General features: G+C 72.4%; 14 protein-coding genes. 6 read left to right on the forward strand and 8 right to left on the reverse strand.

The window, feature by feature from the left end; all coding sequences use genetic code 11:
- Window positions 1-31: 31 nt before the first annotated feature.
- From ELQ39_RS14170 to ELQ39_RS14180, 3 genes are all read left to right on the forward strand, one after another.
- Entirely contained in the window at window positions 32-520 is a 489-nt protein-coding gene (locus ELQ39_RS14170) for a phage holin family protein (RefSeq protein WP_190004711.1), read from the forward strand.
- Complete coding sequence (locus tag ELQ39_RS14175) at window positions 517-1,467, forward strand: alpha/beta fold hydrolase (RefSeq protein ID WP_190004710.1); 951 nt, start codon at window positions 517-519, stop codon at window positions 1,465-1,467. The genes ELQ39_RS14170 and ELQ39_RS14175 overlap by 4 nt, the downstream gene beginning before the upstream one ends.
- Before the next feature lie 180 nt (window positions 1,468-1,647).
- Window positions 1,648-1,830, forward strand: a complete 183-nt coding sequence (locus ELQ39_RS14180; protein ID WP_078492825.1) for a hypothetical protein — start codon at window positions 1,648-1,650, stop codon at window positions 1,828-1,830.
- A gap of 52 nt (window positions 1,831-1,882) precedes the next feature.
- Here the strand turns inward: ELQ39_RS14180 and ELQ39_RS14185 are convergent, their stop codons facing one another.
- From ELQ39_RS14185 to nth, 3 genes are all read right to left on the reverse strand, one after another.
- Window positions 1,883-3,082, reverse strand: coding sequence for a MarP family serine protease (locus ELQ39_RS14185; protein WP_242592096.1), 1,200 nt, complete (start codon window positions 3,080-3,082; stop codon window positions 1,883-1,885).
- 45 nt (window positions 3,083-3,127) lie between these two features.
- The gene (locus tag ELQ39_RS14190; protein WP_242592097.1) at window positions 3,128-3,823 is read right to left on the reverse strand and encodes an NUDIX hydrolase; all 696 of its coding nucleotides are present in this window, start codon (window positions 3,821-3,823) and stop codon (window positions 3,128-3,130) included.
- 91 nt (window positions 3,824-3,914) lie between these two features.
- Window positions 3,915-4,997, reverse strand: coding sequence for an endonuclease III (gene nth, locus ELQ39_RS14195; protein ID WP_242592098.1), 1,083 nt, complete (start codon window positions 4,995-4,997; stop codon window positions 3,915-3,917).
- 321 nt (window positions 4,998-5,318) lie between these two features.
- On the opposite strand from nth, the gene ELQ39_RS14200 reads away from it, so the two are divergent.
- Window positions 5,319-5,993 (forward strand): Crp/Fnr family transcriptional regulator, encoded by a 675-nt coding sequence (locus ELQ39_RS14200; protein WP_006132548.1) that lies wholly within the window; start codon window positions 5,319-5,321, stop codon window positions 5,991-5,993.
- Window positions 5,994-6,054: 61 nt separating this feature from the next.
- Here the strand turns inward: ELQ39_RS14200 and ELQ39_RS14205 are convergent, their stop codons facing one another.
- The 4 genes from ELQ39_RS14205 to ELQ39_RS14220 all read right to left on the reverse strand — a co-directional run bounded on the left by ELQ39_RS14205 (window position 6,055) and on the right by ELQ39_RS14220 (window position 8,570).
- On the reverse strand, window positions 6,055-6,885 hold the full coding sequence (locus tag ELQ39_RS14205) for an MBL fold metallo-hydrolase (RefSeq protein WP_190004706.1): 831 nt from the start codon (window positions 6,883-6,885) through the stop codon (window positions 6,055-6,057).
- Entirely contained in the window at window positions 6,882-7,763 is an 882-nt protein-coding gene (locus ELQ39_RS14210; protein ID WP_242592099.1) for an NUDIX hydrolase, read from the reverse strand. The genes ELQ39_RS14205 and ELQ39_RS14210 overlap by 4 nt, the downstream gene beginning before the upstream one ends.
- A gap of 178 nt (window positions 7,764-7,941) precedes the next feature.
- Window positions 7,942-8,412 carry a RidA family protein gene (locus ELQ39_RS14215; RefSeq protein WP_048456988.1) on the reverse strand — a complete coding sequence of 157 codons (471 nt, stop codon included), beginning with the start codon at window positions 8,410-8,412 and terminating at the stop codon, window positions 7,942-7,944.
- The gene (locus ELQ39_RS14220; protein WP_003975360.1) at window positions 8,409-8,570 is read right to left on the reverse strand and encodes a DUF4177 domain-containing protein; all 162 of its coding nucleotides are present in this window, start codon (window positions 8,568-8,570) and stop codon (window positions 8,409-8,411) included. The genes ELQ39_RS14215 and ELQ39_RS14220 overlap by 4 nt, the downstream gene beginning before the upstream one ends.
- 128 nt (window positions 8,571-8,698) lie before the next feature.
- Here ELQ39_RS14220 and ELQ39_RS14225 point away from each other — a divergent pair, with 128 nt between their 5' ends.
- Both ELQ39_RS14225 and ELQ39_RS14230 read left to right on the forward strand, forming a co-directional pair.
- Window positions 8,699-9,676: an ArsA family ATPase gene (locus ELQ39_RS14225; protein ID WP_242592100.1), complete on the forward strand. Its 978-nt coding sequence runs from the start codon at window positions 8,699-8,701 to the stop codon at window positions 9,674-9,676.
- A 154-nt stretch (window positions 9,677-9,830) separates the two neighbouring features.
- On the forward strand, window positions 9,831-11,207 hold the full coding sequence (locus ELQ39_RS14230; RefSeq protein WP_242592101.1) for an ArsA family ATPase: 1,377 nt from the start codon (window positions 9,831-9,833) through the stop codon (window positions 11,205-11,207).
- Between the two features lie 293 nt (window positions 11,208-11,500).
- On the opposite strand, the gene wblA is transcribed toward ELQ39_RS14230, so the two are convergent.
- Complete coding sequence (wblA, locus tag ELQ39_RS14235; RefSeq protein ID WP_019527064.1) at window positions 11,501-11,839, reverse strand: transcriptional regulator WblA; 339 nt, start codon at window positions 11,837-11,839, stop codon at window positions 11,501-11,503.
- Window positions 11,840-12,199: the final 360 nt, after the last annotated feature.

Here is a 12,199-nt window from a genome sequence, read left to right on the forward strand (position 1 = left end):
CGCGAGGCGTACGGAGAAGAGGGAGACCGCGATGAGCGCACCCGACGGCAGCCCGGTCGGCGCCGAACGCAGCATCGGCCAGCTGTTCGCCACGGCGACGGCGGAGATGTCGGCGCTGGTGCACGACGAGATCGCGCTGGCGAAGGCGCAGCTCAGGCAGGACGTGAAGCGGGGCGCGACGAGCGGTGGCGCGTTCATGGCAGCGGGCGTGCTGCTGTTGTTCTCCCTGCCGATGCTGAACTTCGCGCTCGCCTACGGCATCCGCACCTGGAGCGGCTGGAACCTGGCGGTGTGCTTCCTGCTGTCCTTCGCGGCGAACTGTCTCGTCGCCGGCCTCCTCGCCCTCATCGGCGTCGTCTTCGCCAAGAAGGCCAAGAAGGGCCGCGGCCCGCAGAAGGTCGCCGCCTCGATGAAGGAGACGGCCGGCGTGCTGCAGAAGGCCAAGCCGCACCCGCGTCCGGCCCTTCCCGAGCACCGTGGCCCCGAGGCCGTCGAGGCTGTGGCACGCTCGTCCTCATGACGGACCCCGCCACTCCTTCGGCGCAGCCGGCCTCGGTCGTACGCCTGGACCTCCCGGACGCCCCGGGACTCGTCCACCGCGACGTCGCCGCCAACGGCGCCCGCTTCCACATCGCGGAGCTGGGTGACGGCCCGCTGGTGCTGCTGCTGCACGGCTTCCCGCAGTTCTGGTGGACCTGGCGGCACCAGCTGACGGCGCTCGCCGACGCCGGGTTCCGGGCCGTCGCCATGGACCTGCGGGGCGTCGGCGGCAGCGACCGCACCCCGCGCGGCTACGACCCGGCCAATCTCGCGCTGGACATCACCGGCGTGATCCGCTCCCTGGGCGAGCCGGACGCCGCGCTGGTCGGCCACGACCTGGGCGGCTACCTCGCCTGGACGGCCGCGGCGATGCGACCCAAGCTCGTCCGGCGGCTCGCGGTGTCCTCGATGCCGCACCCGCGGCGCTGGCGCTCCTCGATGCTCGCCGACGCCCGGCAGACGGCCGCACAGTCGCACATCTGGGGCTTCCAGCGGCCCTGGATCCCCGAGCGCCGGCTCACCGCGGACGACGGGGCGATGGTGGCGCGGCTCATCCAGGAGTGGTCCGGGCCGCAGCCGCCCGACGAGAAGGCCCTGGAGACCTACCGGCGGGCCATGTGCATCCCGTCCACGGCGCACTGCTCGATCGAGCCGTACCGGTGGATGGTGCGGTCGCTGGCCCGTCCGGACGGCATCCAGTTCAACCGCAGGATGAAGCGCCCGGTGCGGGTGCCGACACTGCACCTGCACGGCTCGCTGGACCCGGTGGTGCGCACGCGCAGCGCGGCGGGCTCGGGGCAGTACGTCGAAGCGCCCTACCGCTGGCGGCTGTTCGACGGGCTGGGGCACTTCCCGCACGAGGAGGACCCGGTGGCCTTCTCGACCGAGCTGATCAACTGGCTGAAGGACCCCGAGCCGGACCGGTGACGGACCTCGTCGGCCGGTGACCGGACGGATGCGTTCCGTACCGCTCGGACCTCCGTCCCGTACCGTTCACACCCCCTCCGCCCGAGCGCTTGTCCTACGAACGCCATGTGCCTGGCGCATAGGCCAATTGGCGGCCCCTCAGGTGGTTATCGACCTTGGGGCAGGGGCACACGTCCGGGTATGGGCTGGACGCACGACTACAGTGACGCAAGCCGCAATCGCCGCTCGGCGAGCGGTGTGGGCTCCCACCAGCGAGGCGGTGCACCACAGATGGCAGCTACGGATCTCAGGGTCGGCATCCCGCGCATTCTCCGCCGCCGTGCGCGCTGGGTATCGGTCCGGCTCCGTCACCCTCGGGGCTGACGGTCCGTCCGGCTGTTCCTGACGTCCGGGCAGCTCCCGGTCCGGTTCCCGCTCAGAGCGCGCACGCGTCGCTGTCCACCTCCTGGGCGGCGCTGCGGCCCCTGGCGATGTCCTCGCGGATCTCGTCCACGGTCAGCGCGTATCCCGTCTGGGCGTCGTCCAGCGACTTCGCGAAGATGACGCCGTAGACCTCGCCCTCGGGGGTGAGGAGCGGTCCGCCGGAGTTGCCCTGACGGACCGTCGCGTACAGCGAGTACACGTCGCGGCGCACCGTGCCGCGGTGGTAGATGTCGGGGCCGTTGGCCGTGATGCGCCCCCGCAGCCGCGCCGCGCGGACGTCGTACGCGCCGTTCTCCGGGAAGCCGGCGACGATCGCGCCGTCCCCGCTGCCCGCGTCCTCCGTGGCGAACCGCAGCGCGGGCGCGTCCATGTCGGGCACGTCGAGCACGGCGATGTCGCGCTTCCAGTCGTACAGGACGACCGTGGCGTCGTACATGCGGCCCTCGCCGCCTATCTGCACGACCGGTTCGTCGACGCCGCCCACCACATGGGCGTTGGTCATGACGCGCCGGTCGTCGAAGACGAAGCCGGTGCCCTCCAGGACCTTGCCGCAGCTCGTCGCCGTGCCCGTCACCTTGACGATGGAGCGCTGCGCGCGGGTGGCGACGGGGCTGCCCGCGAGCGCCGGGTCCGGCGGACGGACCTCCGTGATGGGCTCGTTGGCGAACGGACTGAAGACCTGCGGGAAGCCGTTCTGCGCGAGGACGGACGAGAAGTCGGCGAACCAGATGTCCGCCCGGTCCGGCAGCGCCCGGGAGACGCCGAGCAGCACCTTGGAGCCGCGCACCTCCTTGCCGAGCGTCGGCAGCGTCGTCCCGGCGAGGGCGGAACCGATCAGCCAGGCGACCAGGAGCATCGCGACGACGTTGACGAGAGCGCCGCCGGTGGCGTCGAGGGCCCGTGCCGGGGACCAGGTGATGTACCGGCGCAGCTTGTTGCCCAGGTGGGTGGTCAGGGCCTGGCCGACGGACGCGCACACTATGACGACCACGACCGCCACGACGGCGGCGGTGGTGCCCACCTCGGAGTCGTCCGTCATCGCGTCCCAGATGACCGGCAGCGTGTAGACGGCGATCAGACCGCCTCCGAGGAAGCCGACCACCGACAGGATGCCGACGACGAAGCCCTGTCGGTAGCCGACCACGGCGAACCACACGGCGGCCGCCAGCAGCAGGATGTCCAGCACGTTCACCGATTCAAGCCTCGCCTCGTCCTACGCAGCACGGCGCCCACCCTGTCACGCCCTCCAGTCCAGCGGGACCTGCTTGTCCCGATCCCAGGGGCGCTCCCAGCCCGCGAAGTGCAGCAACCGGTCGATGACCCCCGCGGTGAACCCCCACACGAGGGCCGATTCGACCAGGAACGCGGGCCCGTGGAAGCCGCTGGGGTGGATCGCGGTCGCACGGTTGTCCGGGTGGGTGAGATCGGCCACGGGCACGGTGAACACCCGCGCCGTCTCGTTCGGATCGACGACGCCGACGGGACTGGGCTCGCGCCACCAGCCGAGCACGGGCGTCACGACGAAGCCGCTGACCGGGATGTAGAGCTTCGGCAGCACGCCGAAGAGCTGCACCCCGGACGGGTCGAGCCCGGTCTCCTCCTCGGCCTCGCGCAGCGCCGCCCGCAGCGGTCCTTCGCCCTGCGGATCGCCGTCCTCGGGGTCGAGGGCGCCGCCCGGGAAGGACGGCTGCCCGGCGTGCGAGCGCAGCGAGCTGGCCCGCTCCATGAGCAGCAGCTCGGGTCCGCGCTCGCCCTCCCCGAAGAGGATGAGGACGGCGGACTGCCGCCCCGAGCCGTCCCGCGGCGGCAGGAAGCGGCTCAGCTGCGTGGGCCGGACCGTCTCGGCGGCGCGGACCACCGGGTCCAGCCACACGGGCAGCCCGTCCCTGCTCAGGGCCACCTGAACCCCCTGCGTCCCGCTCGCACGCGTCATGCCCACCCCCGTCGTCCGGCCCCGTCCCACGGGTCCAACGCGCGACGCTCCCGAGATCGTTCCGCGGCACGCGAGGGCGCCCGGCCTGCCCTCATCCGGCCCCCAGCGGCGGAGCCGGTCTGCCGCCCGCGTCCAGATACGCCTGCGGCGGCTTCAGCCGCTGGCCCGGCTGTCCGGCCTTCTCGTACTTCAGCAGCTTCTTCGCCTTCTCCGGGTCCGTCTCGCCCTCTCCGTACGCCGGACAGAGCGGGGCGATCGGGCAGGCGCCGCAGGCGGGCTTGCGGGCGTGGCAGATGCGGCGGCCGTGCCAGATGACGTGGTGCGACAGGTCCGTCCAGTCGCTCTTCGGGAACAGCGCGCCGACCGCCGCCTCGATCTTGTCCGGGTCGGTCTCGTCGGTCCACTTCCAGCGGCGCACCAGACGCTGGAAGTGGGTGTCGACCGTGATCCCGGGGCGGCCGAAGGCGTTGCCGAGCACGACGAACGCGGTCTTGCGGCCCACGCCGGGCAGCTTGACCAGGTCCTCCAGCCGGCCGGGCACCTCCCCGCCGAACTGCTCCGCCAGCGCCTTTGACAGGCCGATGACCGACTTGGTCTTGGCGCGGAAGAAGCCGGTGGGGCGGAGGATCTCCTCCACCTCCTCCGGGTCGGCGGCCGCCAGGTCCTCGGGGGTGGGGTACTTCGCGAACAGCGCGGGGGTCGTCTGGTTGACGCGCAGGTCGGTGGTCTGGGCCGACAGCACCGTGGCGACGACGAGCTGGAAGGGGTTCTCGAAGTCCAGCTCGGGGTGGGCGTACGGGTACACCTCGGCGAGCTCGCGGTTGATACGGCGGGCCCGCCGCACCAGCGCGGTACGGGACTCGCCCCGCGGGTGCGCGGCGACCGTCTTCGCCGGGGCGGCCGGGACGGAGGCGGTCGCCTTCTTGGGGGCGACGACCTGCTTCCTGGGGGCGGGGGCCTTCTTGAGGGGCGCGGAGGACTTGGCGGGGGCGGGCTTCTTGGCGGCGGACTTCTTGGCGGCGGGCTTCTTGACGGCAGGCGCCTTCTTGGCGGCAGGCGCCTTCTTGGCGGCGGACTTCTTCGCCGTGGCCTTCTTCGCGGAAGCAGCCTTCTTCGCGGGGGCAGCCTTCTTCGGGGAGGCGGAGGCGCCCTTCCCGGCGGCAGCCGTCTTCACGGCTTTCGCCGTCTTCCTACCGCCATCGGAGACCCGTTCGCCCACAGCGGAATCGTGTTCTGCACTCACCCGCGCAGCCCCCTCGGCCTGTGCTCTCACCGGCGATTTGGACACCCGGCCAGCCTACGACCCGGCACGGACATCCGCCCCGGACCCAGAAGATCGGCGTCCAATTGGACCCCTGCCGCGTACCCCGGCCGACCGGTGCGGCATCCTTGTGACAGATCACACTGTTTGGACGGTCCGGCAAAATGGGAACCACGGTCCCCTGGCACGCAGGGGAGCCAAGATCCCCTGAGCAGGTCGAAGAGGAGAGAACTCGTGGACGACGTTCTGCGGCGGAACCCGCTTTTCGCGGCGCTCGACGACGAGCAGGCCGCGGAGCTTCGCGCCTCCATGAGTGAGGTGACCCTGGCACGGGGCGACTCACTGTTCCACGAGGGAGACCCGGGCGACCGCCTGTACGTGGTCACCGAGGGCAAGGTGAAGCTGCACCGCACCTCCCCCGACGGCCGCGAGAACATGCTGGCCGTGGTCGGTCCGGGCGAGCTGATCGGTGAGCTGTCCCTGTTCGACCCGGGTCCGCGCACCGCGACCGCCACGGCACTCACCGAGGTGAAGCTGCTGGGCCTGGGCCACGGCGACCTGACGCCCTGGCTGAGCGCCCGCCCCGAGGTGGCCACGGCGCTGCTGCGGGCCGTCGCCCGCCGCCTGCGCAAGACCAACGACGCCATGTCCGACCTGGTCTTCTCCGACGTTCCCGGCCGTGTCGCCCGCGCCCTGCTCGACCTGTCGCGCCGTTTCGGCGTGCAGTCCGAGGAGGGCATCCACGTGGTGCACGACCTCACGCAGGAGGAGCTGGCCCAGCTGGTCGGCGCGTCCCGCGAGACGGTCAACAAGGCCCTGGCGGACTTCGCCCAGCGCGGCTGGCTGCGGCTCGAGGCCCGCGCGGTGATCCTGCTCGACGTGGAGCGGCTCGCCAAGCGCTCCCGCTGACGCGTCTCCCCTACTTCCCGCGCCCCCATGGCCCACCGGCTGTGGGGGCGCGGTCGTGTCCTCAGAGGATCCCGTGCTCCTTCAGGTACTCCAGCTGGGCCCGTACGGACAGTTCCGCGGCGGGCCACAGGGAGCGGTCGACGTCGGCGTAGACGTGGGCGACGACTTCGGAGGGGGTGCGGTGACCGTCCTCGACGGCCGTCTCCACCTGGGCGAGCCGGTGGGCGCGGTGCGCGAGGTAGTACTCGACGGCGCCCTGGGCGTCGTCCAGCACCGGCCCGTGCCCCGGCAGGACCGTGTGGACGCCGTCGTCGACGGTGAGGGACCTGAGCCGGCGCAGGGTGTCCAGGTAGTCACCGAGGCGGCCGTCGGGGTGGGCCACGACGGTCGTGCCGCGTCCCAGCACCGTGTCGCCGGTGAGGACCGCCTGGTCCGCCGGGAGGTGGAAGCACAGGGAGTCGGCGGTGTGACCGGGGGCCGGCACGACGCGCAGCTCCAGGCCGCCGACGGTGACGACGTCCCCGGCAGCCAGCCCCTCGTCGCCGAGGCGGAGCGCCGGGTCCAGGGCGCGCACCTTGGTGCCGGTCAGCTCGGCGAACCGGGCGGCCCCCTCGGCGTGGTCGGGGTGACCGTGCGTCAGCAGTGTGAGGGCGACCCGCTTGCCGGCCTGTTCGGCGGTGGCGACGACGTGCCGCAGGTGCCCGTCGTCCAGCGGCCCCGGGTCGACGACGACGGCGAGGCCGGAGTCCGGCTCGGACAGGATCCAGGTGTTCGTGCCGTCCAGCGTCATCGCCGAGGGGTTCGGGGCGAGCACGTTGACGGCCCGCGCGGTCGCGGGACCGGAGAGGACCCCGCCGCGCGGCTGGCCGGGGAGTGCGGTGGCGTCCGTCATGCGAGGGCTCCCCCGGTCGGGATGTGCTTGGTGAACTCGTCGTGCCCGGGCCAGGCGAGGACGATCTCGCCGTCCACCAGGCGCGCGGTGGCCAGCACCGGCGTGAGGTCGCGCGAAGGCGCCGCGTCGAGCGCCTCCGCGGCCGTGCCGTACGCGACGAGCTGGCGCAGGGTCGCGATCGTCGGGGGCATCATCAGCAGTTCGCCCCGGTCGTAGCCGTCGGCCGCCTCCCGCGGGGTGATCCACACCGTGCGGTCGGCCTCCGTGGAGGCGTTGCGGGTGCGCTGGCCCTCGGGGAGGGCGGCGACGAAGAACCACGTGTCGTAGCGGCGCGGCTCGAACTCGGGGGTGATCCAGCGCGTCCAGGCGCCCAGCAGGTCGGAGCGCAGCACCAGGCCGCGCCGGTCGAGGAACTCCGCGAAGGACAGCTGACGCGCGACGAGCGCGGCGCGGTCCGCCTCCCAGTCCGCGCCGGTGGTGTCGCCGACGACGGCGTCCGGGGCGGCGCCGGCGAGCAGGACGCCGGCCTCCTCGTACGTCTCCCGCACGGCCGCGCAGACGATCGCCTGGGCGCCGGCACGGTCCACGCCGAGCCGGTCGGCCCACCAGTCGAGCGGGGGTCCGGCCCAGCGGACGTGCCGGTCGTCGTCCCGCGGGTCGACGCCGCCGCCGGGGTAGGCGTACGCGCCGCCCGCGAACGCCATGGACGTACGGCGGCGCAGCATGTGCACGGCGGGTCCGGCGCCCGTGTCCTTGAGAAGCATGACGGTGGCCGCCCGTTTCGGCGCCACGGGTGTCAGCTCACCGCTCGCCAGCGCTCTGATCCGCTCGGGCCACTCCGGCGGGTACCACTGCCCGCCAGCCTGCGCATTCGCCATGGCCGGAGGCTATCCCGAGACGCCCGGATGTTCGAGTGCCCTAGGGGGACGGGAGGGGGCGGAGCGACCGGCCGCCGGACGTGCCGCGCCCCGGCGGGCGCGGGGCCGGCCGGGGCGGCGGTACGGCGGTCGTGGGGGCGTGATCCGGAGGACGTCCGGGGACGCCCGCCCGGAGGGCTCACGCCTCCGTCAGTTCCACCTGCATCTCGACCTCGACCGGCGCGTCCAGCGGCAGGACCGCGACGCCGACCGCGCTGCGAGCGTGGACGCCCTTGTCGCCGAGCACCTCGCCCAGGAGTTCGCTGGCGCCGTTGACGACGGCCGGCTGGCCGGTGAAGTCCGCGGCGGAGGCGACGAAGCCGACGACCTTCACCACGCGCGCGACGCGGTCCAGGTCACCGGCGACGGACTTGACCGCGGCGAGCGCGTTCAGCGCGCAGGTGCGGGCCAGGTCCTTGGCCTCCTCGGGGGTGACCTCCGCGCCGACCTTGCCGGTCACCGGCAGCTTGCCGTCCACCATCGGCAGCTGGCCGGAGGTGAACACGTACCGGCCGGAGACGACGGCCGGCTGGTACGAGGCGAGCGGCGGGACGACCTCGGGCAGGCTCAGGCCCAGCTCGGCCAGCCGGGACTCGACGACGCCGCTCATGCCTGCTTCTCGCGCTTCAGGTAGGCCACCAGCTGCTCGGGGTTGTTCGGCCCGGGCACGACCTGGACGAGCTCCCAGCCGTCCTCGCCCCAGGTGTCCAGAATCTGCTTCGTCGCGTGGACGAGCAGCGGCACAGTCGCGTATTCCCACTTGGTCATGCGGCCGACTCTAGCCGCTGCCGCGCCCGCCGCCCGCGTCGCCGTCACCCCCGCCCGGGACGGCACACGGGGGCGGGAACATCCCCCGGAGCCGCCGCCACGCGCGGTGAGCATTTAGGCTCGAAGACGTGAGCAGGCTCCAGGTCGTGAGTGGCAAGGGCGGAACCGGCAAGACCACGGTGGCCGCCGCTCTGGCGCTGGCCCTGGCCGAGGAGGGGAAGCGGACGCTTCTCGTCGAGGTCGAGGGCCGGCAGGGCATCGCGCAGCTCTTCGAGACGCAGGCGCTGCCGTACGAGGAGCGGAAGATCGCCGTCGCTCCCGGGGGCGGGGAGGTGTTCGCCCTCGCCATCGACCCCGAACTGGCGCTTCTGGACTACCTCCAGATGTTCTACAAGCTCGGCAGCGCCGGCCGTGCCCTGCGCAAGCTCGGCGCGATCGACTTCGCCACCACCATCGCCCCCGGCGTGCGGGACGTGCTGCTCACCGGCAAGGCGTGCGAGGCGGTGCGGCGCAAGGACCGCAGCGGCCGGTTCGTCTACGACTACGTCGTGATGGACGCCCCGCCGACCGGCCGCATCACCCGCTTCCTCAACGTCAACGACGAGGTGGCCGGGCTCGCCAAGATCGGCCCGATACACAATCAGGCGCAGGCGGTCATGCGTGTGCTGAAGTCGCCGGAGACGGCCGTGCACCTGGTGACCCTGCTGGAGGAGATGCCGGTCCAGGAGACCGCGGACGGCATCGCGGAGCTGCGCGCGGCCCGGCTGCCGGTGGGGCGGGTCATCGTGAACATGGTGCGGCCGCAGGTGCTGGACTCCGCCGACCTGGAACTCGTCGGCAGCGTCCCCCGTTCCGCCGTGGCGCGCTCGCTGTCCTCGGCCGGGCTCGGCGGCGCGCGGCGCGGCGGGCACGCGGAGCGGCTGGTGGAGCCGCTGCTGACGCAGGCGGAGGAGTACGCCGAGCGGTACGCGCTGGAGACCGAGCAGCGTGCGGTGCTGGCGGAGCTGGGCGTGCCGCTGCACGAACTCCCGTTGTTCGCCGAGGGGATGGACCTGGCCGGGCTGTACGCGCTGGCGCGGAAGCTGCGCGGACAGGGCGTGTCATGACCGGCCGCACCCGTTCTTCCGGCGACCACCCGCACCACGGTCACCGTCACGATCGTCACAGTCACCACCGTCACCGCCGTCGCGGTCACCGTCACCGCCGTACCGGCCCGGTCGTCACGTGCACGAGTCCGATCCACCGGAAGCAGGGGATGTCATGAGCCGTCGTCCGGAACCGGCGCAGGACCAGGGACCGGTCCGTGAGCACCTCTCGCCCGCCCGAACGCTGGAGATCGACCCGCTGATCGAGGATCCGGACACCCGGATCGTGGTGTGCTGCGGTTCGGGCGGCGTCGGCAAGACGACCACGGCCGCTGCGCTGGGGCTGCGGGCGGCGGAGCGGGGCCGCAAGGTGGTGGTCCTCACCATCGACCCGGCGCGCCGGCTCGCCCAGTCCATGGGCATCGACTCCCTCGACAACACCCCGCGCCGGGTGAAGGGCATCGACGACTCCGCGGGCGGCGAACTGCACGCGATGATGCTCGACATGAAGCGCACCTTCGACGAGATCGTCGAGGCGCACGCGGACTCCGAGCGGGCCGCAGCGATTCTGGGCAACCCCTTCTACCAGTCGCTCTCCGCGGGCTTCGCCGGCACGCAGGAGTACATGGCGATGGAGAAGCTGGGGCAGCTGCGGTCGCGGGACGAGTGGGACCTGATCGTGGTCGACACCCCGCCGTCGCGTTCCGCGCTGGACTTCCTGGACGCGCCCAAGCGGCTCGGCTCCTTCCTCGACGGCAAGCTGATCCGGGTGCTGCTGGCCCCGGCCAAGGTGGGCGGCCGGGCGGGGATGAAGTTCCTGAACGTCGGGATGTCGATGATGACCGGCGCGCTCGGCAAGGTGCTCGGCGGTCAGCTGCTGCGGGACGTGCAGACGTTCGTGGCGGCGATGGACTCCATGTTCGGCGGGTTCCGGACGCGCGCGGACGCCACGTACAAGCTGCTCCAGGCGCCGGGGACGGCGTTCCTGGTGGTCGCGGCGCCCGAGCGGGACGCGCTGCGGGAAGCCGCGTACTTCGTGGAGCGGCTGGCCGCGGAGGACATGCCGCTCGCGGGTCTGGTGCTGAACCGGGTGCACGGCAGCGGGGCCGACCGGCTGTCGGCCGAGCGGGCACTGGCCGCCGCGGAAAATCTTGAGGAGTCCCGCATTGTGGATCAGCCGGACGGGAAAGCTGGTCTTCGTAACTCTCCCGAAACGTACGGCAGTTCAGAATCACCCACGCGTAGCGTCACCGACTCGGGCTCCCCCGCCACCGAGGACGCCGACGGCGCGGCTTCCGAAGACGAACCGACTGCGACGGACGGCGAGCGCTCGGTCGAGCGTCTCACCGCCGGTCTGCTGAGGCTGCACGCGGAGCGGATGCAGCTGCTCGCACGCGAGCGGCGGACGCGTGACCGCTTCACGGCGCTCCACCCCGAGGTGGCGATGACCGAGGTCGCCGCCCTGCCCGGCGACGTCCACGACCTCGCCGGCCTGCGTGACATCGGCGAACGGCTGGCCGCGGGGCGCGCGGAGCTGTCGGGCACGCCCTGAGGGGCGTCCGGCTTCTCTGCAGGCGCGCCTTCTCTGCAGGCGCGCGATGCGCGGACGGCGTGCGCGCCGGCGTACGCCTCAGGTGTCACCGCGCTCGGGCGCGACCGCCCTCGGACCTGACCATGGGCGCCCTCTCAGGCGCCCGCGCACACCCCGGGCGCACCGGGCGCACCGCGCACGACGAGGCACCCCGGGACCGCCCGTGACCTGCCCACCACCGAAGGTGAGCCGCGTGGGCCCGGCCACAGGACCGGGCACGCCGAGGACCCCCCGAGAGCCCTCACCGAGAGCTCTCAGCTCACCGCGGCGTAGTCCTCGTAGACCTGGTCGTCGTTGAGCGGCACGACGCCCGTGCCGCGCTCGTACTCCGAGCGCGCGGTCTCCAGCAGCCGGCGCCAGGAGGTCACGGTCGGCCGCCGGCGCAGCAACGCACGGCGCTCACGCTCCGTCATGCCTCCCCACACGCCGAACTCGACGCGGTTGTCCAGCGCGTCGGCCAGGCACTCCGTGCGCACCGGGCAGCCGGTGCACACCGCCTTCGCCCTGTTCTGCGCTGCTCCTTGAACGAACAGTTCATCCGGATCGGTAGTGCGGCAGGCAGCCTGCGCACTCCAGTCGGTAACCCAGCCCATACCGGCGCCGTCCTCTCCCGAATCGAGGCTCCCCCACGGCGGCAGCGGCATATTCACCGCCGCCAGTTGAGGACGTTACGGAAGGTGGGCACAGCGCAACACCCCCAGCGGGCCCAATCTTGAATGGTCCGAACGGACTATGGGTAAGCGGCAGATCACCCGGGGGAGTGAGGGGGCGACATGCGTGGCAATTGGGGCATTGCAGGTCAGTTCAGTTGCGTCACAACGGGCACCGCGTGACACACGAGGCGATCCGGACACGGTCTCCACGCTCCTCGACCTGAACTCGTATGAAGAAAGTCGAGAAGATCCGGAACGATTCGGGGTCGCCGGACGTATTGATACGTGGCCTCACTGCTG

Source organism: Streptomyces sp. GB4-14, from assembly GCF_022696125.1.
GTDB classification, from domain to species: domain Bacteria; phylum Actinomycetota; class Actinomycetes; order Streptomycetales; family Streptomycetaceae; genus Streptomyces; species Streptomyces werraensis.